Source organism: Arachidicoccus terrestris, assembly GCF_020042345.1.
Lineage (GTDB): Bacteria > Bacteroidota > Bacteroidia > Chitinophagales > Chitinophagaceae > Arachidicoccus > Arachidicoccus terrestris.
On record NZ_CP083387.1, the window covers coordinates 4,112,458 to 4,138,274 of the forward strand.

General features: G+C 43.1%; 19 protein-coding genes and 1 tRNA gene. 2 read left to right on the forward strand and 18 right to left on the reverse strand.

Annotated elements, in window-relative coordinates:
• Positions 1 to 2: 2 nt before the first annotated feature.
• Positions 3 to 1,091: a mannose-1-phosphate guanylyltransferase gene (locus tag K9M52_RS15975; RefSeq protein ID WP_224069434.1), complete on the reverse strand. Its 1,089-nt coding sequence runs from the start codon at positions 1,089 to 1,091 to the stop codon at positions 3 to 5.
• A 71-nt stretch (positions 1,092 to 1,162) separates the two neighbouring features.
• Complete coding sequence (locus K9M52_RS15980; RefSeq protein WP_224069435.1) at positions 1,163 to 2,188, reverse strand: aldo/keto reductase; 1,026 nt, start codon at positions 2,186 to 2,188, stop codon at positions 1,163 to 1,165.
• 156 nt (positions 2,189 to 2,344) lie between these two features.
• Here K9M52_RS15980 and ruvB point away from each other — a divergent pair, with 156 nt between their 5' ends.
• Positions 2,345 to 3,376 carry a Holliday junction branch migration DNA helicase RuvB gene (gene ruvB / locus K9M52_RS15985; protein WP_224069436.1) on the forward strand — a complete coding sequence of 344 codons (1,032 nt, stop codon included), beginning with the start codon at positions 2,345 to 2,347 and terminating at the stop codon, positions 3,374 to 3,376.
• Positions 3,377 to 3,624: 248 nt separating this feature from the next.
• A complete protein-coding gene (locus K9M52_RS15990; protein ID WP_224069437.1) occupies positions 3,625 to 4,932 on the forward strand; it encodes a chloride channel protein in 1,308 nt (435 codons plus the stop codon).
• A 194-nt stretch (positions 4,933 to 5,126) separates the two neighbouring features.
• Here K9M52_RS15990 and K9M52_RS15995 read toward each other — a convergent pair whose 3' ends face one another.
• The 16 genes from K9M52_RS15995 to K9M52_RS16070 form a co-directional block, all read right to left on the reverse strand.
• Complete coding sequence (locus K9M52_RS15995) at positions 5,127 to 5,375, reverse strand: type B 50S ribosomal protein L31 (RefSeq protein WP_224069438.1); 249 nt, start codon at positions 5,373 to 5,375, stop codon at positions 5,127 to 5,129.
• Between the two features lie 146 nt (positions 5,376 to 5,521).
• Positions 5,522 to 6,775, reverse strand: a complete 1,254-nt coding sequence (gene clpX / locus K9M52_RS16000; protein WP_224069439.1) for an ATP-dependent Clp protease ATP-binding subunit ClpX — start codon at positions 6,773 to 6,775, stop codon at positions 5,522 to 5,524.
• 110 nt (positions 6,776 to 6,885) lie between these two features.
• Positions 6,886 to 7,533 (reverse strand): ClpP family protease, encoded by a 648-nt coding sequence (locus tag K9M52_RS16005; protein WP_224069440.1) that lies wholly within the window; start codon positions 7,531 to 7,533, stop codon positions 6,886 to 6,888.
• 52 nt (positions 7,534 to 7,585) lie between these two features.
• A complete protein-coding gene (locus tag K9M52_RS16010; RefSeq protein ID WP_224069441.1) occupies positions 7,586 to 8,275 on the reverse strand; it encodes a ClpP family protease in 690 nt (229 codons plus the stop codon).
• Positions 8,276 to 8,490: 215 nt separating this feature from the next.
• Positions 8,491 to 9,882, reverse strand: coding sequence for a trigger factor (gene tig / locus K9M52_RS16015; RefSeq protein WP_224069442.1), 1,392 nt, complete (start codon positions 9,880 to 9,882; stop codon positions 8,491 to 8,493).
• A gap of 78 nt (positions 9,883 to 9,960) precedes the next feature.
• Positions 9,961 to 10,042, reverse strand: a tRNA-Leu gene (locus tag K9M52_RS16020).
• Positions 10,043 to 10,170: 128 nt separating this feature from the next.
• On the reverse strand, positions 10,171 to 10,500 hold the full coding sequence (locus tag K9M52_RS16025) for a putative signal transducing protein (RefSeq protein WP_224069443.1): 330 nt from the start codon (positions 10,498 to 10,500) through the stop codon (positions 10,171 to 10,173).
• Between the two features lie 22 nt (positions 10,501 to 10,522).
• A complete protein-coding gene (gene ispG / locus K9M52_RS16030) occupies positions 10,523 to 12,577 on the reverse strand; it encodes a (E)-4-hydroxy-3-methylbut-2-enyl-diphosphate synthase (protein ID WP_224069444.1) in 2,055 nt (684 codons plus the stop codon).
• Positions 12,578 to 12,652: 75 nt separating this feature from the next.
• Complete coding sequence (locus K9M52_RS16035; protein WP_224069445.1) at positions 12,653 to 13,168, reverse strand: FUSC family protein; 516 nt, start codon at positions 13,166 to 13,168, stop codon at positions 12,653 to 12,655.
• 357 nt (positions 13,169 to 13,525) lie between these two features.
• Positions 13,526 to 14,503 (reverse strand): DUF4973 domain-containing protein, encoded by a 978-nt coding sequence (locus tag K9M52_RS16040; protein ID WP_224069446.1) that lies wholly within the window; start codon positions 14,501 to 14,503, stop codon positions 13,526 to 13,528.
• A gap of 9 nt (positions 14,504 to 14,512) precedes the next feature.
• Positions 14,513 to 16,570, reverse strand: coding sequence for a RagB/SusD family nutrient uptake outer membrane protein (locus tag K9M52_RS16045; RefSeq protein WP_224069447.1), 2,058 nt, complete (start codon positions 16,568 to 16,570; stop codon positions 14,513 to 14,515).
• A gap of 15 nt (positions 16,571 to 16,585) precedes the next feature.
• Complete coding sequence (locus K9M52_RS16050; RefSeq protein ID WP_224069448.1) at positions 16,586 to 19,702, reverse strand: SusC/RagA family TonB-linked outer membrane protein; 3,117 nt, start codon at positions 19,700 to 19,702, stop codon at positions 16,586 to 16,588.
• A 12-nt stretch (positions 19,703 to 19,714) separates the two neighbouring features.
• Positions 19,715 to 21,124: an IPT/TIG domain-containing protein gene (locus tag K9M52_RS16055; protein ID WP_224069449.1), complete on the reverse strand. Its 1,410-nt coding sequence runs from the start codon at positions 21,122 to 21,124 to the stop codon at positions 19,715 to 19,717.
• Positions 21,125 to 21,889: 765 nt separating this feature from the next.
• Positions 21,890 to 22,567: a thiol peroxidase gene (tpx, locus tag K9M52_RS16060; RefSeq protein WP_224069450.1), complete on the reverse strand. Its 678-nt coding sequence runs from the start codon at positions 22,565 to 22,567 to the stop codon at positions 21,890 to 21,892.
• Positions 22,568 to 22,620: 53 nt separating this feature from the next.
• Positions 22,621 to 23,610, reverse strand: coding sequence for an L-glyceraldehyde 3-phosphate reductase (mgrA, locus tag K9M52_RS16065; RefSeq protein ID WP_224069451.1), 990 nt, complete (start codon positions 23,608 to 23,610; stop codon positions 22,621 to 22,623).
• Between the two features lie 219 nt (positions 23,611 to 23,829).
• Positions 23,830 to 25,704: a glycoside hydrolase family 2 protein gene (locus tag K9M52_RS16070; RefSeq protein WP_224069452.1), complete on the reverse strand. Its 1,875-nt coding sequence runs from the start codon at positions 25,702 to 25,704 to the stop codon at positions 23,830 to 23,832.
• Positions 25,705 to 25,817: the final 113 nt, after the last annotated feature.

The window sequence follows — 25,817 nt, forward strand, 5'->3', positions numbered from 1 at the left end:
TTTCACAAATACCTGTTAGCTTCGCTATCTTGCTCCAACCTGGCAATTACATTTTTAATTTGTTGTTCCTTGCTTTTGGGATAAATTAAAAGCACATCTTTTTGATCTATCACAATATAGTCAGAGAGGCCATCTATTACAGCTAGCTTTTCCGGTTCCTTCGAGATGATACAACCATCGGTCCCGGTGAGTATAATACGATCCTGTGAAATCAGTACATTGTTTTGTTCATCCTTTTCTTTAATATCCCAAAGGGAAGCCCAGGTGCCCAGATCACTCCAACCAATATCGGCTGGTACCGTATAGACATTATTGGCTTTTTCCATTAATGCATAATCGATTGATATCTTGGGCGCTTCTTTGTAATGCTGCTGAATAAATGCCGCTTCCTGGTCCGTATTATACAGATCCATACCACTTGCGAACAGTGCATATAGTTCCGGCTGGAACTTTTTAAATCCATTGATGACATCCCCGGCCTTCCAGATAAAGATTCCCGCATTCCAGAGATAGGAACCGCTATCTAGATAGGACTGTGCAGTACGGAGGTCCGGCTTCTCTTTGAAAGACTGGACCGGCAGTACTTTGTCGTTGTCGGCCTTCTTCTCAAACTGGATGTATCCGTATCCGGTATCGGGGCGCGTTGGTTGAATGCCCAGTGTCAGTAGGGCTTCCTTATCTTTTACAAAAGATATGGCTGTTCTGATCTTCTCTTCATACTCGGATTCCTTCAAAATGAGGTGATCAGAAGGCAGGATGACCATGATAGCGTCGGGGTCCTTCTTATAAAGTTTGAAAGCCGCATAAGCAATACAGGGCGCTGTATTATTTCTGGAAGGCTCTGTAAGAATATTTTTTTTCAGGATTTCAGGAAGATGATCTGCTACTAATCCCTCGTAGAGCTGGTTGGTCAATACCAGGATTTGCTCCGGTGCCGAAAAGTGCCTGGCTCTATCCCAAGTCATTTGCATAAGCGATTGGCCAGTGCCCAATATGTCAATAAATTGTTTGGGCCTGGCTGTGCGGCTGCTGGGCCAAAATCGGCTGCCGATACCGCCGGCCATAATAACTGTATAAATATTTGTTGCCAAATTCAGTGTTTAAATTAAAATAAGAATAGAAGCGAAAATAAAGGATTGTACACAATTACCTGTTCCTGTAGCTATCTCTTGATAATCTGATCGTAAAACCCTCCAAAATTATTTTTACGGACACCCGCCTCCTGGAAAAATTCGCCTGGAAAACCCAGCTCAATCTGGCTGGCATCATTTAGCCTTTGCAGAAAGGCCGGCTCTAATTCCAGTTCCAGAGATTGCAAATTTTCTGCCAGTTGATCCATTTTGGTGGCGCCGGCTATTGGAATACACTTTTGATATTGTTGTCTCACCCAGGCAAGAGCGACACTTGATGCAGGTACACCATATTTATCAGCAATATCCATGACTTCTTTGGTAATTCTTACGCTATTTTCATTGAGCCTTTTACTGTCCGGTTTAATCCTGCCCGGGTCTCCTTTCAGGTATTTACCGGTCAGCGCACCACCTGCCAGTGGCGCCCAGGGTAAGAGGCTCATTTCAAAATGCCTGGCCATGGGAATCAGATCTCTTTCAGGGCTACGTTGCAGCAGGCTGTATTCCACCTGTAATGCGACAAACTGACTCCAGCCCATGAGCTCAGCATACGTATTGCCTTTCGCTACGACCCACGCCGGTGTGTCACTGATAGCTACATAGTTCACCTTGCCTTGGCGGATCAGATCATCCAGGCCACGCATAACCTCTTCAATAGGTGTCAGATCATCCCAAATATGCAAATAAAGCAGATCTATGAAATCCGTACCCAACCGTTTTAGACTGCCTTCCACACTGCGCATCAGATTTTTGCGATTGTTACCGCTGGCGTTCGGGTTGGTTTCATTATCTTTTAGACTATATTTGGTGGCCAGGACAAAATAATCACGATCTACTTGCTCGTTGGCAAAATATTTACCAATAATCGACTCACTCTCCCCTAACTTATAAATATTGGCGGTATCAATGAAATTACCGCCAGCTTTCGCAAACTTGTCCATAATGGCAAAGGAATCCGCCAGGTCAGCTCCCCATCCGGCCGCAGTTCCAAATCCCATGGTTCCCAGGCAAAGCTCAGATACTTTAAGCCCCGACCTGCCTAATAATTGATATTTCATATTGTTAATGGCGTTTTTAAATTATGAATAGATTGTAAGCCTTACAGACTACAAGCTCTTCCTACAAAGTTGCCCCAAAGTGCCCAACTTTCCAAGTTTTGACCTGACGCTACAATTACTTTTAACTTTTGCGTTTTTCCATATAACTTTACACCCATGTCTAACCCGAATTTAAACGCAGACGCCACCGAGCTGAACCCTAAGGACCGGGAATTTGAGAATACCATCCGGCCCAAAGAAATCGACGAGTTTTCCGGTCAACCGCAGCTCGTGGAGAATCTCCGCATTTTTATCAAGGCGGCAAAAATAAGAGGAGAAGCGCTGGATCACATTCTTTTTCATGGTCCTCCGGGCCTCGGCAAAACGACACTTTCCAGAATTGTGGCTAATGAACTGGGCGTAAATATCAAAGAGACTTCAGGTCCGGTGATAGAGAAACCGGGAGATCTGGCTGGATTGCTTACTAGCCTGGAATCGGGAGATGTGTTGTTTATTGATGAAATTCACCGGCTAAGTACGGTGGTAGAAGAATATCTCTATGCAGCTATGGAGGACTTTAGGATTGATATTATGATCGATTCAGGTCCGAATGCCCGCAGCGTACAATTATCGATTCATCCTTTCACGCTGGTGGGTGCTACCACACGCAGCGGTTTACTGACTGCGCCGCTGCTTTCCAGATTTGGGATTAAGAGCCGTTTGGAGTATTATAATGCAGACACGCTACAAAAGATCATCAAAAGAAGTGCCCTTATTCTCCATACAAAAATTGATGACCAGGCAGCGGCTGAAGTCGCCAGGCGTAGCCGCGGCACGCCCAGGATCGCCAATGGCCTTTTACGCAGGGTCCGGGACTTTGCACAGGTACTCAATGATGGCCAGATCGATCTTGGCATCACCCGTCATGCTTTAAACGCGTTGAATGTTGATGAGGATGGATTAGATGATATGGATAATCGTATCCTTTCAACCATTATCGAGAAATTCAAAGGCGGTCCTGTAGGGATCACTACAATTGCTACTGCTGTGGGAGAAGAGCCCGGTACGTTAGAGGAAGTCTACGAACCTTTCCTGATACAGGAAGGATTTATTCAAAGAACACCCCGGGGCAGGGAAGCGACAGAAAAGGCCTATCTCCACTTGGGCAAAACGCCGTCTGCTGGCCCCACTTCTCCAAAACTGTTTTAATGGATCTGAATGCCCCGTTCCCGTTTGTTTTTTTACAGCCAGGCGGATTTGTGTCAAGCAGCTATACGTTGGCTTATAAAGTGGACGTCTACACACGAATGCTTGTTTTTAAAGTGATTGCCAAGATTCGCTAATTTCTGGTTAAAGTGGTTTTTATGTCTTAATTTTGCAGCGCTTTGGGTATAATTCTATACTATGGCAGCTTGATTATCAAGTAAATGGCTCTTATAAGACATTAAATAAAACGGATGCGCAAAGAAGTACTTACCATCAATTATGCAAAACTCATTGTAGCTTCACTGGCAGTTGGACTGGCTTCTACCCTTCTTGCGGATTCTTTAAAGCGAATTACGGCTTATTACGAAGAAGGTATTCTGGACAAAGCGCATGGCTTCCCATGGATATTTATTATTCTGCCATCAATCGGGATCACTTTGATTTATTTTTTGCGTAAATACGCCTTTAAGAATAAACAAAATAAAGGGATCAAAGAAATCTATCATACGATTGAAGAGAGACGCAACGAGCTGCCTGCTTATAAGATACCCTCTCACTATATTAATGGCTTCTTAACAGTTATTTTTGGGGGTTCTACTGGTGTGGAAGTGTCTACTGTAGTCGCTACTGCAACTGTAGGCGCTGTTGCCAGAAAAAAAGCATCTGTCGCCAAAGCGCATAAGACGGAACTGATCTGCGCAGGTGTGGCTGCCGGTATTGCCACGCTGTTTGGAAGCCCCCTGGCCGGCTTGTTGTTTTCTGTTGAGGTTATTGCCCGGCGGGTATCTAAGACGATACTGCTGAGTTGCTTTTGCTCCATTTTTGTGTCCTGGCTTTTTATGTCCCTGGTAGAAAATGAAATGCTGTTCAAGCAGCTTTCTGTCTCTGGATGGGAAATGCGTGCCATCCCATTTTTGCTGATATTAAGCGCCATCGCAGGGCTGTTGGCGGTTTATTTTACTAAATCTGTCATATTTATTAAGGAAAAGTTCGGAGGTATCAGTAATAATTTTATCCGTGTAAACTTGGGAGCCGTTCTTGTCGGACTGGCTATCCTCGCATTCCCGCAGCTCTACGGAGACTCTTATCATGCATTTCCAGAGCTGCTTTCACGTATTGAGGAGCGATCATTTTCTATCCCCTTTGCACTGACCATTCTTTGTATTTCCTTGCTCAAACCTCTGGTGGCCTCATTAACACTGGGAGCTGGCGGAGACGGCGGTGTGTTTGCGCCTTCGATTATTGGGGGGGCCGTATTCGGAATGTTTGTCGCTTTGGTAAGCAATCAGCTTTTTGGCCTTCATTTAAGCCCTTTGAATTTTGCTTTAATTGGTGGTGGTGCGATGTTGAGTGCAGCGATCCACGCACCGTTGACCTCGGTATTTTTAACCTGTAACCTGGTTAATAACGGCTTTGAATTATTTATACCTATGCTGGTAGGGTGTTTTGTGGCTAAATACACGGCTAAGCTGGTATGCAGTTATACTGTTTATAGCTATAAAGGAAAGAAAACGAAACCAAAAGAATTGCCCGATCCTGAGATGCATTTGGCCGGGTAGTTCAAGCCTTTACCTTGTCGGCCACTTATATGCTGTCAGTTCGTAGAGTTTTAAAGCGCTGCTTTGCCTCAGTCAAGACCTGATGAGAACAGGCAGCCTTAGAGTAACAATAAAAAAGAACCGCTGTTCATGCGATGAGCATATTACAGCGGTTCTTTTTATAATTCTTAAAAAGGTTTCCCTTTTCAATACTGTTATTTTTTCTTACCGTAACGTTTGTTGAATTTATCGATACGACCGGCGGTGTCAACCAATACGTTTTTACCAGTATAAAAAGGGTGAGATGTATTTGAAATTTCCAGTTTGATTACTGGATACTCCACACCTTCAAATTCTGTGGTTTCGCTGGAGGCAGCCGTTGATTTAGATAAAAATTCAACACCGTTACTCATGTCTCTGAATACGACAAAACGGTAATTTTCGGGATGGATACCTTTTTTCATAATAATGAATGTTTTAGGCAACACGGATTTTGCCGTGTATTTTATAAAATAATTTGGGTGCAAAATTAAAATTTCCCGGCTGTTTTTCCAAGAAAATTTGCATAAGTTGCTTCCTTTCTATGTTTTATGCTTTAATGAGCTGATTATTAAGCTACTTTCATAGAGCCTAATTTGCTAATATTAAATTGCTGCCTGGCATAATCCAGCGTTACGGTGAATTTTTTCTTGTTAGTTCCCGGAATTTCAAACATAGCTTCGGTTAAAATACTTTCACAGATGCTTCTCAGGCCACGGGCTCCCAACTTAAATTCGAGTGCTTTCTCTGTAATAAAATCCAACGCCTCTTTCTCAACAACCAACTTCACTCCTTCCATATCAAACAGACGGGTATATTGCTTAATTAAGCTGTTTTTAGGTTCTGTAAGAATTGAACGTAAGGTCGCCTTATCCAACGGGTCCAGGTGTGTAACTACCGGTAGACGCCCCAACAGTTCCGGAATCAAGCCAAAAGACTTTAAGTCCTGCGGATTAACGAACTGTAATAAGTTCTTCTTTTGTTCTTCCTGCTGCTCTTTATTTACATTGAAACCAATGGCGTTAGTATTGACTCTTCTGGCAATGATTCTGTCAATGCCATCAAATGCCCCGCCACAGATAAATAGAATGTTCTGGGTCCGGATCTTAACCATTTTCTGTTCGGGGTGCTTTCTGCCTCCTTGAGGAGGTACCAGCGCTTCAGTACCTTCTAACATTTTCAGCAGGCCTTGTTGCACACCTTCACCGCTGACGTCACGAGTGATTGAAGGATTATCATTTTTACGGGCAATCTTATCGATCTCATCAATATAAACAATCCCCCTTTCAGCAGATGGAACGTCATAATTGCAGTTCTGCAGAAGACGGGACAGCATGCTTTCAATATCTTCACCGACATAACCTGCCTCGGTAAATACGGTTGCATCTACAATTGCAAACGGGACATTTAGCATCTTGGCGATGCTCTTGGCCAGCAGTGTTTTTCCTGTACCGGTCTCTCCAATCATGATAATATTGCTTTTCTCAATTTCAATATCATCATTTTGAACTTTTTGTGTCACGCGTTTGTAGTGATTGTAGACAGCCACGGACAGGATTTTTTTCGCATCTTCCTGACCAATTACATATTGATCCAGAAACTTCTTGATCTCAATAGGCGTCTTAAGCTCTAGTTTGGCGTCATTGCTACCTGGCGTGTTTTGCCCTTGGTGCGTTTTTTCAAATTCAAATTCCTGCTCAATGATCTCTCCCGCATTCTGAATGCATTGGTCACAGATATCTGCATCGATACCAGAAATCAACATCTTTACTTCCTCTCTGGGCCTGCCACAAAATGAACAGTGTGTATGTAAGTTTTTAGCCATAATTGCAAATCCATTATCAGTTGACAGCAGTTTTACGCTGCAACTATTATGCAAAATTAAGAAAACCGCTGCAAACAGCGGTCTTCCTGTGTTTTTTAACGTTCGAAATATTATAATTTTTCTAGTACCGCGTCTACAATGCCATAGGTAACAGCTTGCTCTGCGTCCATATAGAAATCTCTGTCAAAGTCTTTTAGTACTTGCTCAACGGTTTTGCCACAATTTTTGGCGAGTAGCTGCGCACCCATGAGCTTGGTTTTTTCAATTTGTTCGGCCTGTATCTCAATATCTGCTGAAGTTGCCTGAAAATAGCCGCCGATACTGGGCTGATGAATCATAATCTCACCGTGGGGATAGACAAAACGCCTCCCTTTGGCTCCTACACTGAGCAGTATAGACCCCATTGAGGCAGCCAGCCCCATGCAGATTGTGCTGACAGGAGATGAGATCATTTCAATCGTATCGTAAATAACCATACCACTGGTCACGACACCTCCCGGACTGTTTATAAAAAACTTGATTTCCTCACCTGGTTTATCGGCTTCCAGAATGAGCAGTTTGTTGACAATGTCACGGGCAGATTTGTCATCTACCATGCCCCAGAGATAGACCGATCTTTTCTCCAGGAAAAGTTGTTCCTGTTTTTTGAGCAGCAAAGAGGATTTCTGTTCTTCGCCGGCACCGGGTTTTATGTCTGGCTCATTTTCATCATCATCTTCTTGACGTATAATATAGGGAGATTTATAATGTGTATTCATTTTTCAATAATTTAATTGGCTTAATGCGCTTAGCTAATTACGTTTTCGATAATTAGGCTGTTTTAGATTTGTTGGGATTTGAAATTAAGACCTCGTCTACCAGTCCATATTCTTTAGCTTCCTGAGCAGTCATCCAGAAATCACGGTCCCTATCCTTGGCGATCTGTGCTGGATCTTTGCCACTGTGCTCGGCAATTATATTATCGAGTTCATTTTTGATTTTACGAATTTCCCGGGCAGTGATCTGGATGTCAGAGGCCTGTCCTCCGATGGCTCCGCTGGGCTGATGGATCATAATACGGCTGTGCTTCAGCGCGCTTCTCTTACCTTTCACACCGGCGGCCATTAGTACGGCACCCATGGATGCGGCCATACCCGTACAGATTGTGGATACATCCGGTGAAACGAACTGCATCGTATCATAGATACCCAGACCGGCGTAAACGCTACCTCCCGGGCTATTGATATACATTTGGATGTCCCTGGTCCGATCGACGCTATCTAAAAACAAAAGCTGTGCAGTGATGATATTGGCAACATAATCATTGATTCCTTCTCCTAAGAAGATGATGCGGTCCATCATCAGACGGCTGAAGACATCCATGGACGCCACATTCATGGGGCGTTCTTCAATGATATATGGCGTGAGTGCGGTAAACTGCCCTTTGTACTGATGCATGGTATTACTGCTGATACCCTGATGTTTTACAGCATATTTTTCAAATTCTTTTCCTATGTCCATAAATATTAATATTAAGGTTTGAAGATATTCAATTTTTGCTATTCCGTAGAGGTTTAACACGTAAATCTATTCCAAACTTCGTGCAGCATATAAATGACCGACAAAAAGGCAGCCCTTCCGAAATACAAAATGGCGGCTAATACTAGTTGAAGGGTATTAACCGCCATTTTGTATATTGAAGGAATTTACTTTCTTACAGTAAAGTCTCTTGCTGATTAATGATGATGCTCATGCTGATGCTTCTGTACCATTTCGGTGAAGTCTTTCTCAGCAATAGGCTGATCTTTAGCCGTTACCTGGGTTTCCAATGCTTCGAAGAGTTTGCCGATACGAACCTGACCATGTGCGTCTTCAATGAATTTTCTGTCACCCATCATCTTATTGACATAATCTTCGATCCAGGCCTCATTGCCCTGAAGGCTCATCTGACCGCCCAGATAGCTCATAAGTTGATGTCTGGCAAAGTCTTTTAACTCTTCATTTTCCACTTTGATCTCATTATCGTTGCTGAGTTTTGAGGAGATCAATGCCCATTGTAATTGTTTTTTGAAATCTACAATGTCCTTGTCAATATCTTCGTCCGTTTTCTTACCTTCGCTGCTTACTTTCATCCAGCGTTTCAAAAAGGGTTCTGGCATATCCAGGCTGACATGGTCAGTCAGGTAATGATAAATCTGATCATGGATTTGACCGCTGGCCTGCTGTGCATAATATTTTTCTATGTCTGCCTTTATTGCAGTTTTGAAATCCTCTTCTGTCTTGATGTCCTTTCCAGGATATACCTGATCAAAGAGTTTTTCATCTAAAGGAGCTTCTTCCAGAAAGCCGATTTTTGTGATGGTTAAAGTAGCGGTCTTCTTACCGTTTTCTTTATCGGTTTTATCTAATTTTAAGTCACCTAACACTCTTTCCAGAATTTCGCCTTTGAAGGCTTTATCCAGCTGTACGGTGACTTTATCACCTATTTTCTTCCCTTTGAATTCTTTTTGCTGTCCTTTAGCGATATCCTTTAAAGTGATGGCTGTATCGGTTGGCTTTGCAGGTTCTTCACCTTCGGCGGCTGGTTCGGGCTCCTGTCCATCGATAGCAATTTCTGCGCTGATGATCGTCTTTTCATCTTCGATGGTCTCCGGTGTAGTATAGTTGCCGTAACGCTGACGAAGTCTTTCCAGCTCTTCCTCAAGAGCCTGATCGGTGACTTCGATCTGATAACGGGTCACGTTGATCGATTTAGGATCGATGTTAACTTCAGGCTGAAGACCGATCTCAAATTCAAAATTGTAATCTTTAGGGTCCTGGAAATTGAGTTCCAGCTCTTTTTGTTCCAGTGCGATAGGCTGTGCTAAAATAGCAAGCTTCTCCTCAGCAATATATTTGTTCAGTTCATTATCCACTGTCTTAAGTACCTCATCCTGGAAAATACCGGGACCGTACATTTTGCGAATCAGCCCGGCGGGAACCATTCCTTTACGGAATCCCTGAATATTGGCTGTTTTAGCATAATTTTTAATGCTTTTATCAACAGCGGGTAGATAATCTTCTTTCTTTAGTGTTACAACGAGCTTATCGTTTAATGGTGCGATATTCTCTCTAGTAATTGTTGCCATGTTTGAACAGCTGCGCCCCGCCCTATCGAGGTGATTAAAAATTAAAAAAAAACCGTCTTAAAAGGGTAAGACGGTGTGTGCGGATGGAGGGAGTCGAACCCACACGCCTCGCGGCGCTAGATCCTAAGTCTAGTGCGTCTGCCAATTTCGCCACATCCGCAATTTCCGGTGTTTTAAATGCAAAGGCATTTTAACGGGCTGCAAAGATAACTATCTTTGAATACCAGACAAATATTTTTTGCTGGCTAATAAAAAAGCTTTGACTGCCCGAAGCTACTGCAGGTTAGTTCAAACGACTTTGTTTTTGATAAGTAAATAAAGCAGCTCCGCAATTAATACCGCTAAAAATATCCATTTGAGCCGTTTGGTGAAATTATCTTTCTTTTCAACCTGAGGAATCAGTATGCCAGCCTGTTGCAGGATCTGCACGGCCGAATCAAGATCATCTGTGGCTACCTGTAACTGAATACCATTGGTCAGGGAGGATAGATAAGGAGCGGTCTGGTGCAGTCGCTCGTCTTTGGTAAAAGAGAGAATACCGGCCTGTTCAAGTTTTGCCTGTGCAATATAAATTTCAGAAAGACTGACAGAGTCATATATGGTCACCAGTTTCGCCATTTTTTAGAAAGTTTTGCTTTTCTTAGCGTTTCTCGTCCAGAGCAGGCTCTACCCAGACGCCTCCTTCCTTTAAAAGGTTAATGAGTTCACCCACCGCGATCTCGCTGTCAATATTTCTTTTGACGACTTCCTTGCCCTTGTATAAGGTGATCTTCCCCACCCCGGATCCGACATATCCGAAATCGGCATCAGCCATCTCCCCTGGCCCGTTTACAATGCAACCCATAATCGCTATTTTAACACCTTTCAGATGGTTTGTCACGGCTCTGATTTTAGCCGTCGTTTCCTGGAGATCAAACAGGGTCCTGCCACAACTTGGACAGGATATATATTCTGTCTTGGAAATCCGTGTTCTGGATGCCTGTAAGATACTGAATGCAGTAGCGTTTAAAAATTGCTCGACATTGGTATTTTGCTGGTAATTTCTGCCAGCTGCCGCTTGAAAATTGCCCGCTAACGCTTTATAAGAAGCTGTTTTTAAGTGGAAAAACACGCCGTCTCCCATCCCGTCGACGAGCAGCCCTCCGGCTTCCGTAGAAAAATGAATCAAGTGCTCATCGGCCGTGTCCCAACTGCTGGAAACACTGATAATAACCGGGTTTTTAATCTTTTGCTGCTCCAGTTCTACGATAAAGCGGCGGACAGCCTGCATCGCATTTTTACGGTTGCTGTCAAGTACCAATACTACTGTCGGGTCGGCGGCCAAAAGACAAAGCTGTTCTTCTGTGAGGAAGGGCATATCCTGGTATACGGCGATATGAACGAAATTAACCTGGCCTTTCTGGTCGGTGCCCGCCATGTACGTAGGAATGTCAAAAAGCGGGCAAAACTGTTCTTTATGTTCCTGCAGATCAAAGGCGGGAGGATAGACTATCGCTCTGAGGGTGCCGGGTAACTGAAAATCAATATTCTGATACCCTATAAAGATATAATCAGCTGCCCTGTCTCCGATGAACCATTTGTCCAGTTTTTCATTATACTGATACCCGACCTGTAGTAAATCGCCAGGTGTAATATGGTTTAATTTGCTTAAGTCGGCTATGACAACAGGGACATGGCTACCTCCGATATTACTGATCTCGATTGTATCGCGGCGTTTGTATTCAAACGGGGTATATGGGAGATGATCTGTGATGATCTCCGGTACGGGAAATCCAGGTTCTTTCCCCAGGATCTCACTGGTATGCTGTAGACTGAGGTCATATCTTTTTACCAGGTCATAGCAGACAGGAATTTCCAGCTCAGCGTCTTCTGTCAAAGAGACCCGTACCGTGTCTCCGATACCGTCTTCCAGTAATGTACCAATACCGACGGCAGATTTGATCCGGCCATCTTCACCGTCACCCGCTTCGGTAACGCCCAGATGGAGTGGGTATAGCTCTCCGAACTCAGCATTCATCTGTTGGATAAGCAGCCGGTACGCCTCTACCATAACATGGGTATTGGACGCTTTCATGGATAACACAATATTGTGATAATTTTCTCCACGGCAGATCCTTAAAAACTCCATTGCACTCTCCACCATTCCCATGGTGGTATCACCGTAACGGCTCATAATACGGTCACCTAAACTGCCGTGGTTGGTACCGATACGCATGGCAGTTCCATGTTCTTTGCAGATACGTACCAACGGGGTAAACCGAACCCTGATACGTTCCAGTTCGTCATTATAAGCTTCGTCTGTATAATCGATCTGTTCAAATTTCTTCTTATCTACGTAATTACCCGGGTTGACGCGGACTTTTTCTACGATTTTAGCGGCGATTTCTGCGGCATTAGGCGTAAAATGAATATCGGCTACTAATGGGGTATTATAGCCTTTAGCTCTCAAGGCCTTTTTTATCTGGGCGAGGTTTTCCGCTTCCTTTTTGGACGGGGCTGTAATACGAATCAGTTCGGCCCCTGCCTCAATACAACGGATGGCTTCCGCGACTGTGGCCTCCGTGTCCATGGTATCGGTCGTGGTCATGGTCTGAAGCCGGATAGGATGATCCGCACCGAGCAGCAGATCGCCGATTCTTACCTCGCGGGTTTTAAGTCTTTTATAGGAACTAAGTGAATGACAGTAAAATTGCATATGGCAAAGATACTGCAAGATTTCACATCACGGATATCTTAAAAATAGATTAACCTCTTACTAGATTTACTTGTATTATTTTTTAATGTAATGTTTCCGGATGACTTTAGCTTTGCGGATCATCCGCCCCCGTTTGTCCTTAAAAAGAGTGACGTCAAACAGTAAAGTAAGTAAAAGTGCGATCAGGCAGCCGATAATGACACAAATCATTCTTTCCAGTGCCATATGCCAGGAAGCATTTTCCTGTTCATAAAGCAAAACGATAACCACAGCGGCCAGTGCTGACCTGGTGGTGGACTGAATATTTAAAAGCGTGGCAATGGCAATAGTTGCCGCCACGCCGATGCCCATAATGACCAGGTTCGGAAAATGGATCAGAAACAAGATCATTCCTACCGTTGAACCGAGGATATTGGCCTTCATACGGTCATAGGCTACTTTTTTCGCGTCTTTATCGTCTGGTGAAAAAGCCAATAGTACAGAAATGACACTCCAGAAGAACTGATGCTGTGGAAAGGTGACATAGATTGTGTAGGTAATCAGTAATCCGATCAAGCACTTGGTAATGTAGATCAGAAAATTAATTTCCAAGAATCGATTATACGCTATATGCCTTTTCTTTTTCAAGGATGAGCCATCTATTTCTTATTAAGAATGGAAATAACATGGCAAAGATACACAAACAGAAACTATCCATTTAGACGATATGATCGTCTTACTTTCAAAAGTAAATATTACACAAAAATAATTCAATTTGAGAATCTATAGATTGCTTCCAAATAGAACTTTAAGACATAACTGCTCAAAAAATTGTCTCACTTGCCGACACGGAAGGTTTCAGGACCGGGTGTTATTTCAAGTAGGGATAAAATTAAATAGCATCCGTTACTTTTGAGGCAGTAGATGCTATTTTTGTTTGTCAGGCAGATTTTTTGCGCCTAACCGTTTCTACCATTCAATCGCCTGGTCTTCATCCGGAATCTGGGTATTGATTTTTCTTTCCATAATTAGTGAACCACGAATCGTATAATCGATAGTTGCATTTGAAACTGAGGTATAATCCGTATAGTTATAATCTATATTATTGATCGTTAAATATCTATGAACCAAATACGGGAGTAGTTCATCCTGCACTTCTTCGATCGAATAATTGATTGTCTGATTGACATGTAGATTCATCAGCGGATTATCGGAGTGCAGCGTCACCTCTTTTTTTACATCATCAAAATGTGCATAAATTTTGTAATTTCTTCTGTCTGCTTTGTTTTCGTCTACCGTGCCCGCATAGAAAAATATCGTGTGCTCATCCACAACATACGTCTCTATGGTATTTTTAACGATAGCTGCCCCATCTTCCTCTCCTTTTAGATAGACTTTTAAGGATGTTCCGCTATAGGTTCCTGAATAATCATTAAATGGTACGATTCTGAGTAGTGCCTTAGAATAGTTTCGTCTGGGATTAGCGGTATAATCAGAAGAAGGCTGAATGGTTAATGGCAGAACCCATTTGTCGACTAAATCTATATTTTTTAGCGTAAAGCCGACTTTAACGGTATTGATATTGATTCCTTTTTGAATGGACACTGTGTCTGGTATGGTAAAGTACTGTTCGGTGAGCTCCTTATAATAGAGATCTGTCCTGTTTTGGAAGTTTTTAAAATTAAAATCCTTAAGTGTGTCAGAATCCACGCCTAAATGTACAATAAGATTTTTTGTGTTATTGGTGGAGCCACTGACGATAACCGGTAATTCGTAATTGACTTGCCCATCAGGTTTGTACCGGATATGGATAGGTGTTACATCGTCGTTGTTTAAGGGTGCCTTAAAAGAAATATATTGTTCATATTGTTCTGAACTCCATTCCTTATTGCAGGCTACCGTTATGAGGACTAGCAGAATGGAAAATATTGATGCTATCTTTTTCATATATAAAATTTAGTTGTTGTATGTTTGCCAGCCGGGATTTTGTGTCAGGCGGCTGTCGCGTCTTAATTCTTCAATTGAAATCGGCCAGAAATACATTTTCGATGCAAATGTGCTTTGCAGCGCGAATGCCGCAACTGGTTGATGGAATAAATCTCTCTGATTGGCAGTCATCAGGACATTGTATCCATAGATCGGTAGGGCTAATTCGTTGGCCGCATCTTCCCATCTACGCAAGTCATAATAACGCTCCTGCTCACCCATTAACTCAATCTGACGTTCACGTTTGATCGCCTTGCGTAATTGGGTGCTGCTGGAATAAACGGCCTGAGAAAAGTCAGGCAATCCTGCTCTGATTCTGACTGGTCGGATACCCTTCTGCATCTCATCCACGCTTCTTGAAATAGTATATATTTGTGCACTGTCCCAGCTTGCAATACTATAAGAACCGTTTAATTCATTTAAGGCTTCTGCATATTCCAGCAGGATGTCGGCATAACGAATGGCGGGCTCATATTTGGGAACTACTTTATTGAGATCCCCATTTTCATATGTGTCCTGCGGATTAACGTATTTTTTAATGCCGATTCCTGTTCGCAACCAGAACATGGTATTGGTATAACCATTGCCCGAACCGCGATAATAAAATACCTGTTGTTCTCTGTTACGTTCCTCGGATTCATTGGTTAAGTCCCATACACTGCCGTTAAAGGCGACGGAAGCGTAAAATCTTGGTTCTCTGTTGGCAAACTGTAATGAGACCCCGGCCGCCAGTGGCTTATACCTGCCATCTGCGACATCTTGTTCAGTTACATAACCCCCTAGTCTTTGACTTCCGTTGCCGCGGCCATATTCCATATCTTTACCGGGTGCGTCTGTCCCATCGTTCATATAATAGGCATCACATTGTTTTAGGGTCATACCATGGGTATTCCAGCCAGAAGCGATTCGGGGCAACTGATGTACAACCATTACATTGATCCCCTCTGAAGACTGATTCTTCCCACGCGTAAAAATCAATTCCGGATTTTCAGAGGCTGATAATTCTCCGTCAAAAAGTGCCCGATAGGATTCAAACGGATCTATATTGGACCAGCCGTCGGGCCAGGGTTTATTGGAATATTCTGGGTTATAGGGCGGGGTAATCGTGGGTGGATGTGTAATTGTTCCTGAACTACGGTATGGTGCAACATATAGATCATATACGCCTAATTGCATAACATCTTTAGCCGCTGCCGCTGCCCTGGCCCATTTTTGTTCTTCATAGGTCACAGACAGTAAAGGATTGCCCTGGTCATCCACTAATTCCTGCTTGTAATCCATGCTTCCCTTTCCGCCGTTAATCAGTGGGCTGGCCGCATATAAAAAAGCTTTTGCACGGGTTGCTAAGGCAGCACCCTTGGTGGGTCTGGCAATGGCTAGCTGGCCTCTGCTTTGTGGCAGATCCTTCGCGGCGAGCACCATTTCACGGCCAATATATTCTGCACAGGCGTCATAACTGCTTCTGGGCAAGGCCAGTTCTGCATAACTTTTAGTATAGTCAGCACCTTCATCCGGAATAATCGGAATAGGGCCATATTTTCTTAGCAAAAGCCAATAGTAATAGGCACGAACGAATCTGGCCTGCGCCTTGTAATCAGCTTTTTGGGCATCATCTATTACAGTAGATTGATCAATATTATGTATAAATATCGACGCGCTTCTGATTCCTTTATAGCATTCAGACCAGGAATCCTGTTTATCACCCTCGTGATAATTGCCAAGATTAAATTGATTATAAGACAGCTGACTGGCTTCCTTAATATCATAGTCCTTATCCCTGTCTCCATAATAAATATCATCAGAGAAGTTAAAAGGCTCATAACCTTTACTGGCGACATCTGCGTTGACATCTGTCAGGTAGGAGTATGAATTGGCGAGCCATTCCTCAATATAATCAACATTATTGAATGATTTATCAAGTGTCATCCGGTCCTTAAATAATTGATCGGATTCCAGGTATTTATTACAGGATATCAGTAGCGTCACCATCATTATTAGAATGGTTGTAGCGGATAATTTTTTCATCATAATATACGTTTTATATTATAAGTTGATTGTCAATCCAAGTGTGATGGATTTTGTTAGCGGATAAGTTTCGCCTCGCGGATCTACGGTTTCCGGGTCCCACAGTTTAAAAGGCGCCCAGGTGAATAAATTGGTGGCAATGCAATAAATGCGCAGGCCACTCATATGGACCCTGTTGAGCATTTCTTTAGGTAGGGAATAACCAAGGTCCAGGTTTTTAAGTCTCAGATACCTTCCGTTGCGCAACCAATAAGTTGAATTTCTGTGATTATTGCCTTCGAAGATGTTATAGCTTAATCTTGGATAGGGAGCGTTGGGGTTTTCCGTTGAAGGATCACCGGAAAGATCGGCAGATATCCACCGGTTCTCAACCATGCCTTTTAAAATGTTTCCCCATTCACCCTCACTGAAAGCATATACGGTCTTTCCGTAAATAAAGAAACTAGAATTGCCTGCTCCCTGAAAGAGCACACTGAGATCAAAGCCCTTCCAACTTGCAGAGGCAGCAAAACCATAAATCAAATTCGGCGTTTTGGTGGAGCCGATCGCCACAATATCGTCATTATCAATAAGGCCATCACCGTTCACATCTTTGTATTTGATATCTCCGGGCTGATAGGCTCCGAAAGTCTGGGTGGGACTATTGCGAATATCATCATAGTCCTTAAACAATCCCAGTGCAATTAACCCCCTGTTCTGGTCAACCCGGTAGCCCTTTTGCATCTGATATGGATATACACTTTCTTCCTCGTCGCGCTCCAGAACTTCATTTTTACTGAGCGTTATGTTGCCACGAAGCGTAACCAGCACCTTATTGAACTCATGCTTCAACGTAAAATTGCCGTCGATTCCCATGGAACGTACAGCACCTACATTGGCGCTGGGCAGACTGGTTAAACCGATATAAGCAGGAAGGAAATTTCTTTGCATATAAATACCGGTACGCTCATCTTTAAAGGCGTCCACTGTTAATGAAAAATTGTTATTCCAGAAGGACAGATCTAAACCAATATCCTGTTTTGTAGCCACTTCCCAGGTGACATAAGGCGACGCTACCTGAGAATATCCTAATCCGCCAAAGAATTTATCGTTTCCAAACTCGGCCCAATCATAACCACCTATAGGGTTCCCATCTCCGTCCTTGAATTCCTGTAAGGTATATAAATAAGGGAATCGATTGTCGCCTAAATTATCGTTGCCTACCTTTCCATAGGAATACCTGATTTTAAACAGATTAATCCATTTAAAATTGTTCTTAATGAGATTTTCCTCTGCTATATTCCATGCACCGGAGATGGCCGGGAAGAAACCAAACTGGTGTCCCGAACTGAAATTTTCGGAACCGGTATACCCGAAATTGTAGTCGACAAAATATTTGCTTTTCCAGTTATAGGAAACCCTGCCTGCCAGCCCCTGGTTTTTCTTGGCGATTCCGTTTTTAATGTCAGTACCCAGGTTTTGGGTAAATGTTGTGGATTCCTGGGTATATCTAAGGTCCAAACCAAAATGGTGATCCTGGATTGTACGGTGATAATTCAACATGCCAATTAAAAATTCTCTGCGCTTGCCGTCTGAATTACTGGCTTGCGTTAACTGGCTGGGGCCAGCGATATGCGTGAAAATTAAATTGCCTTCCGGGTCCCTATGCCTTTCAGCACGCCATTGTTCAGGCCATTTATGCCTTTCGATCGTGCTGGAGTTGTATGTATCGTAGCCGAAGTTTCCCTCAAAAGTCAGGCCTTTCAACAAAAAGTTCAAATCCTGATTCAGTGTAAGATTCGTCTGGATATTGTTATTCCAGGTCTCATTAAAGCCGGTTTGGGTAGCCGCTACCCAAGGGTTGGTTTTGTTCCCCGTGCCGATAGCCGGGACATACCCGTTAGAGTATGTGATGGGCGTACGGATCGCGGTATAACCAAATAATTCTCCCCAAACGTCATTATCGCCCAGGCCCGGGCTGTTCCTTTTCGTGAGAGAGCCTGATACTCCTAATTTTAATACAGTGGTTTTCGTAACATTGACATCCGTATTAAGTCTGTAGGTCCATTTCTGGAAATCCGCATTGGTATTATAATCCTTTTTGAGCTGGTCATCGGTTTTGTACATGCCATGTTCGTCCAGGTAACTGCCGGATACAAAATACCGAGCCGTTGTGCCTCCGCCGTTCATGTTCACGCTGGCATGATTGGTAAAGGCGCCGTCCTTTAGCAGTTTTTCCGACCAGTCCACATCGGGATACAGATCCGGGTCCAGACCTAACCTTAATATTTCAAGTTCCACCGGACTGTAAATCGGCTCATTATTTCTGGTGATCCTGGCTTCGTTGATTAAACTAGCATAAGTATTCCCGTCGACGAATTCTGGTGTAATGGTACGTCTATTGTAGGACGATTCTACTTTTGCAGAGATGTTGGTCTTTCCGATGGTGCCATGTTTTGTTGTGATGAGCAGCACGCCATTAGCGCCTTTGGACCCATACATGGCTGTGGCAGAGGCATCTTTTAACACTGAAAAGGACTTAATATCGTCAATGTTGATCTCATTGATATCCCGTTCAAATCCATCCACCAAAACAAGTGCACCATTACTGGCGCCAAAAGTAGATATTCCCCGGACCCAGAAGTTAGATATATCTTTACCCGGCTGTCCGGATGTCTGCATGGCCATGATGCCTGGAACATTTCCCGCCAGCATATTGACAATGCTGGCTGTGGGAGCCGATTTACGTAGTTCTCCGAGATCAACGGTGGTAATGGCTCCGGTTACATTCAACTTTTTCTGTTCACCGACTGCGGTCACAACCACTTCATCCATCGCTTTAACGACTGCTTTTGTCATCGATACATTCACGGGATCCGGCCCTTTAATCAGAATTTGTACGGTATCATATCCAACATAGGAAAATAATAATTTATGATATGCCTCCACTTTGATACTAAATGTACCTTCTTTGGTAGAGAAAGTCCCGAGGCCGGCAGAATTGATTACTGAGATGCTCACTCCGGATAAAGGTTCTCCAGTTTCTGCATCTGTTATCTTTCCTGAAATCGGAATTTTGTCTTGTGAAAATGCAGTTACTGCGGTAAAAAGAAGTAATAAAAGTATATAAGGCTTTCGCATATATGCTCGCTTCATAGCAATAGTATTTTAGTTTTCTAATGAGATTTTTCTGATACAATGGTTTTCTGCATCACCCACGTAAAAGACATGGTTGGTCGAATCATAGGCCAGGCCTTTCGGCTGATCGAATCTGGCTTCGGATCGAAGACCACCGTCGATATGACCATATGGATTCGGATCAATGCTGGAGCTTCCACGGCCTGCGAATGTGGTTACTTTGCCTTCTGGCGTCAGAATCCGAATGTCATGATTGCCCTGTTCAGTAAAGTAAAAATCATATTCATCTTTCTTGCCCGCATAATCAGGGTTTTTGACAAAGACGCCCTGATAAGGGTTCCAGAGCCTCGCCTGGGTCCCCACTCCATCTACCCAGGCATTTGCCCGTGGCTCCCCGCAAACGACATAAGGCTGCATGAAGGTTTTGGTATCCCAGTTATAATCTGTTCTTAGAATATAATGCTGGTTGATGACGACTATGTATGCATAATTTCCGCTCGGATGGATATCAATCTGGAATTCCCAGCTGTTATCCTGAATTTTAAAGAGTTCATCATAGTCCTTTATGCCCAGATGATCCGTAAAATATTTATTCAGATCAAATCTATAGAACTGTCCTTTCTCATAGCTGTTAAAATAGAGCTCTCCGTTCACCGGATGCACGGAGGCGCCGTTACACTGCTTGTATGAGGTCAGGACTTTGGGGTCCTTAAAACCGTTCGCCCTGGATAAAATTGAAGTGCTGATTCCGTTGACATCTCCCTGGTCATTGGCTACAATCATATACTGAGCATCTTTTGTAAAGGCGATGGTACGGATACGGCTCCAGTTGCCCATACCTCTGGTAATAGGCGTGGTAACGACACTGTCTCTAAAATTGAGTAACCTGATATCTCCTCCATCCTGTCCCATATATAACAGACCTGGATTTTTAGGATCAAAAATTAACCAGGATGGATTGAAGAAGCCGCCACAGTCGTCAAAGGGTCCGTCTTTTATATCGTAATTTCCCCTTTCATCTTCGGCGCCTGCAAGTGTCGTGACGACCATACGCCGTTGATAATTAAACGCATCGGCCGCTTTAGCCAATTGCTGCGTATTTTTTGACCCAACGGTTACTTCTATTTCGCCGGAGTAGGCTCTGTCTGGTACAACGCAGTATATGGCATCATTGTGCACTGTGATAACGGTTGCCTGTTTCTCCCCGATCTTTACAGAAACAATAGACTTGTCGTTTCCAAAGTTTTTTCCATACAGGACGAGTTGCTGGCCACCGCCACCTGTTTTGGGAAAGAAATCGTTCACTACAACCTCCTGGGCAGGATTGTAAGCGTGGGATTCAGACTTTACAGAATCCTTTTTACATCCGATCGTGCTGATTGTTACAAGCAGCAGTAAAATACACAGATCAGTAATCTGTATTCTTTTTATACAATTCATAGCTTAACCTTAAAAAATCTACAATGATTATCAACTAGTTTATCAGCCGTCTGGTATTTAATACTATATGGTCTAAGTTAATTTTTGTGGCTTTAAACATTTCATTAGCAAATATGAGTTAAAGAAAGCCAAATGTTAATTAAAAATTGTTCAAAAATTTGCAGTTTTGATTCAATTAGTGTGGGGTATAAAATGTGGCAATCTTCAAATTGTATCGTAATCGATAGTTGGAAACTTGATGTATGTTAATGAGCTTTTTTCAAGTTGTTGAACTTAAACACGTTAATTTAAAAATCTGCTGTTTTTTCTTAATCGTATATTAAAAACCATGTGAAGGTCAAAAACAGCAGCCTCTGTAGGCACTCGTTATTCTTGCCTTCTCAACACTTTAGATGTTTATAAAGTGAAGCATATGGCAATTTATGGGAAAGTAGAAAATGGTGTAGGTTAAAAACGTGGCAAGGATCCCAAGAAAAGTTTTTGGAAAGCAAATAAAAGGAGATTATCGATATAGACCCCTGATTTATCGTTACGGCAAAGAACGGCAGAGGTTTTTAATTTGATTCAGCGGATATTGCGCTTTACTTAGTCAAATTGCAGGTTGATCCATGTATTTAAAATTAAAGAAGGGATATCAGATTATCCCTTCTCTTACTGTATCAAGTATACAGTCAACAAAATATAATATTACGATAGCACTCGGGGAATTGTTTTAATGAGTGGTCATAATGCGCCGCTCACTTGGAATCCAGCATTCCTTTTATCTTATTGAATGGCAGCGAGCGCCTTTTCATAGTTAGGCTCTTCTGTGATTTCCGGCACCTGCTGCTCATAAATAATCTTGCCTTCCGGATTTATCACTACAACAGCACGGCTCAATAAACCTTGTAACGGCCCGTCTGCCATCTGAACACCGTATTGATGTCCGAAGTCGGTCCTGAAATCAGAGAGCATTACCACGTTTTCTATGCCCTCTGCACCACAGAACTGGGACTGGGCGAAAGGCAGGTCTTTTGAAATACAAAGCACTGTTGCATTTGGAACTGATGCTGCATCTTTATTGAATTGTCTGACGGATGCAGCGCAAACGCCAGTATTGACGCTTGGAAAGATATTCAGAATGACATATTTTCCTTTAAAATCTGACAGGGATTTATTCGAAAGGTCAACGCCAACCAGTGTAAAATCCGGGGCTTCCGTACCCTTTTGCGGTAGGGCACCTACCGTGTGAATGGGATTACCTTTAAATTGAATTGTTGTCATAAATGATGTATTTTTTTGTGAAGGATTATAATTATTAACGCCATTTTCTTTGCTGACGGCTGTTGTATCGAGGTCTTTGTTCGCCTCTCCCTTAGACGCCGGCGTTTGCTGACAGCTAACGATTGTCAATAAACAAGCAGCCGCTACAAATAGTTTGTAAGTTTTTGTTATCCACTTCATAATTGTATGTTTATTTATTTGAAATGCAGATCTCAAAATTACTCCTTTATATGCTATTTACCCGAAGGAACCGTGTGAAGAATCTGTTCTATTTTCGTTAATTCCTCTTGATCAAACTGCAGGTTATCCAGGCATTTCAAAGAATCTAATAACTGTTCGCTGCTGCTGGCGCCAACCAAAACGGAAGTGATTCTAGGGTCTTTCAATAGCCAGCTGAGCGCCATTTGTGCAAGTGATTGACCCCGGTTGACAGCCAGTGCATTCAGATCATTTATCTGGCGAAGCCGGCTCTCAGTCAAGGCTTCTTTTTGTAAAAAGCCATGTGGCTTGGCAGCTCTTGAATTTTCCGGAATACCATGGAGATATTTATTGGTTAACATTCCCTGGGCCAGTGGAGAAAATGGGATACATCCTACCCCATTTTTTTCCAGCGTATCCAGCAATCCGTCTTCTACCCACCTTTCAAACATGGAATATTTAGGCTGGTGAATAACACAAGGTGTGCCAAGCTCTCTTAGAATCTTAAAGGCTTTTTCTGCAAGATCAGCCGGGTAGTTAGAGATACCTGCATAGAGCGCCTTTCCCTGACGGACTACCAAATCCAGTGTTCGCATTGTCTCTTCCAATGGGGTTTCGGGGTCAGGACGGTGATGATAGAAAATATCCACATATTCCAGCCCCATGCGTTTTAGGCTCTGATCCAGTGAAGCCACTAAATATTTTTTTGATCCCCAGTCGCCATAAGGACCAGCCCACATCGTATATCCTGCTTTAGTGGAAATGATCATTTCATCCCTGTATCCGGTAAAGTCAGATCTTAGTATCTTGCCAAAATTTTCCTCTGCTGATCCGGGTGGCGGTCCATAATTATTGGCCAGGTCAAAATGTGTAATTCCTTTATCAAAGGCCGTATGAAGCGTTTCTCTAAAGTGCTCATAGCGGTCGACAAATCCGAAATTATGCCATAAACCTAACGAAACAGCAGGCAATTTCAAGCCAGAGGAACCGCACCTTCGATATGTCATTTGTTCATATTTGCTCATGTGTATTTAATATTAATTGATAACATTGAATGGGAAAGTGAACATCTCGCTCTTGTCTCCATTTACTTCACAATAGTTCTTATTATTATAATAACGGCTAAAGTTAAGTGTTATTTTTGAATAGCAGAGATGTACTTTGGAACAGTTGATAAATACAGATCCCGGCACTTTGGTAAATCTAGATGCCGGGATTGCTTACCTAGTTGTCAATTTTAAACCTTATTGCTTGTATAAAGGCGCGTGTATTGCATGCAGTTTTTCTGCAGGCATTTTTATGACTTTTCTGTCATATGTCATAATGCCATTGGTTTCTACTTCTACATCCGTGGTCTGTGTATAAACGGCGGCAGAAAGACCCAAAGGGATCAGTTTTTCAAGATGCTTAATTAATTGACCATAACGCTTGATCAGTTCGTCTTTGTTTTTAAAAGTCTGGTACCCCCAGTTGTCCTTTTGTTGCCAGGTATGTCCGGGTACCGGCAGGCCTAATCCTCCAAATTCACCTAGTACGAGCGCCATCCCGGATTTGCCAAATACGGCAGGATCTGGCATGGCCGGATCCGGATAGTTATGGAGGTCGAAGAGATCTCCCACTTCAAAGAAGTTGCCACCGCTAGCGCTGTTGACAATCCTGGACGGGTCATACTGTTTAGTCCATTTAGTGATCTCCACCGTTTTGAATTGTCCCCAGGCTTCATTAAATGGTGTCCATACGACAATGCTTGGAAAATTATAGGTCGCATCAATCATGGCTTTCCATTCTTTTCTGTAATAAGCTTCAGATTCAGCAGAGCGCTCTTTTTCTCTGTTATTCCCCGAAATCTTACCTGGCTGATTGTCCCAGGCATTGCCTCCAAGATCACCACTTGGCATATCCTGCCATACCAGCATTCCCAGGCTGTCACAATAGTAATACCAGCGGGCTGGCTCGATCTTAATATGTTTACGGATCATATTAAACCCCATTTTCTTGGTTTCTGCAATATCAAAAAGCAAGGCTTCATCTGTCGGAGCAGTATACAAACCGTCGGGCCACCAGCCCTGATCCAGTGGGCCATATTGGAAGATGGGTTTATTATTGAGGCCCATGCGGGTAATGCCTTTGTCATCTTTGACAAGGGAAGACTTACGCATAGCAAAATAGCTACTGGCGGCGTCAAGCGGCTTACCCTTTCTAATTAAGGTAATTTGTAATTGATATAAATGTGGATCAGACGGAGACCAGGTGCGCGGATTGGAAATAGATATACTTCCTCCTTTCTGCGAGGCGGCATCGATGGTGGTCTCTCCTATTACTTGCCCTTTGTCCAGTGCCACAAACTTTACCTGATCGCCAACTGCAGGATCTACTATATTTGCTGCTACTTTCAGACTGGAAGCGTCAAGATCCGGCGTTTGTTTAGTGGAGGCGATATAGGTTTCAGGCACTTGTTCTGTCCAGACAGTCTGCCAGATACCTGTAACCGGTGTGTACCAGATACCGTTTGGCTTACTTACCTGCTTTCCGCGCGGTTGAGGACCTTCGTCTGTCGGATCCCAAACCCGTATTGCGATCTGTTGTTTTTTCCCTTTTTGCAGATAGGGCGTGATATCAAAACTGAAGGGATCATAACCCCCTTCGTGCCGACCGACTTTCTGACCGTTCACGTATATATCGGCCCTCCAGTCAACAGCACCAAAGTGCAGTAATAATTTGTCTTTGCCTGAAGGCTTCTTTTGTTCAATGGTAGTTGCATACCATAAAGCCTGATCTTTGCCGACAGTCTTGGCAACTCCTGAAAGTGCAGATTCAACCGGGTAGGGCACCAGAATTTGACCGTCAAAATTCGTAGGCAGTCTTTGTTCAGTGGCAGCGGTAATGGCGTATTGCCATAATCCATTGAGGTTATTCCAATCACCTCTTTTCAACTGCGGCCTAGGATATTCCGGCAAGGGGGCCTTCGGGTTGACATCTGCGGCCCATTTGGTCATAATTTTGTCTGCTACAGGTTTGTAGTTTTGTGCGGAAATCGTCATACTACCCAGTAGTAAGCCAGCCATTGCCAGCCCAAGTTTAGAAACAGCTACGCCGACCGGCCCTTTTGTCTGAATCATATTTCTTTTGTTTTGTTGTATTGGTTCTTTGTGTTTTTAATAGTATTTCGCATCCAACGGGTAACATCGATTACCAGTTCAGGCAGTTAATTTACAACGTTTTTGGGATTGAG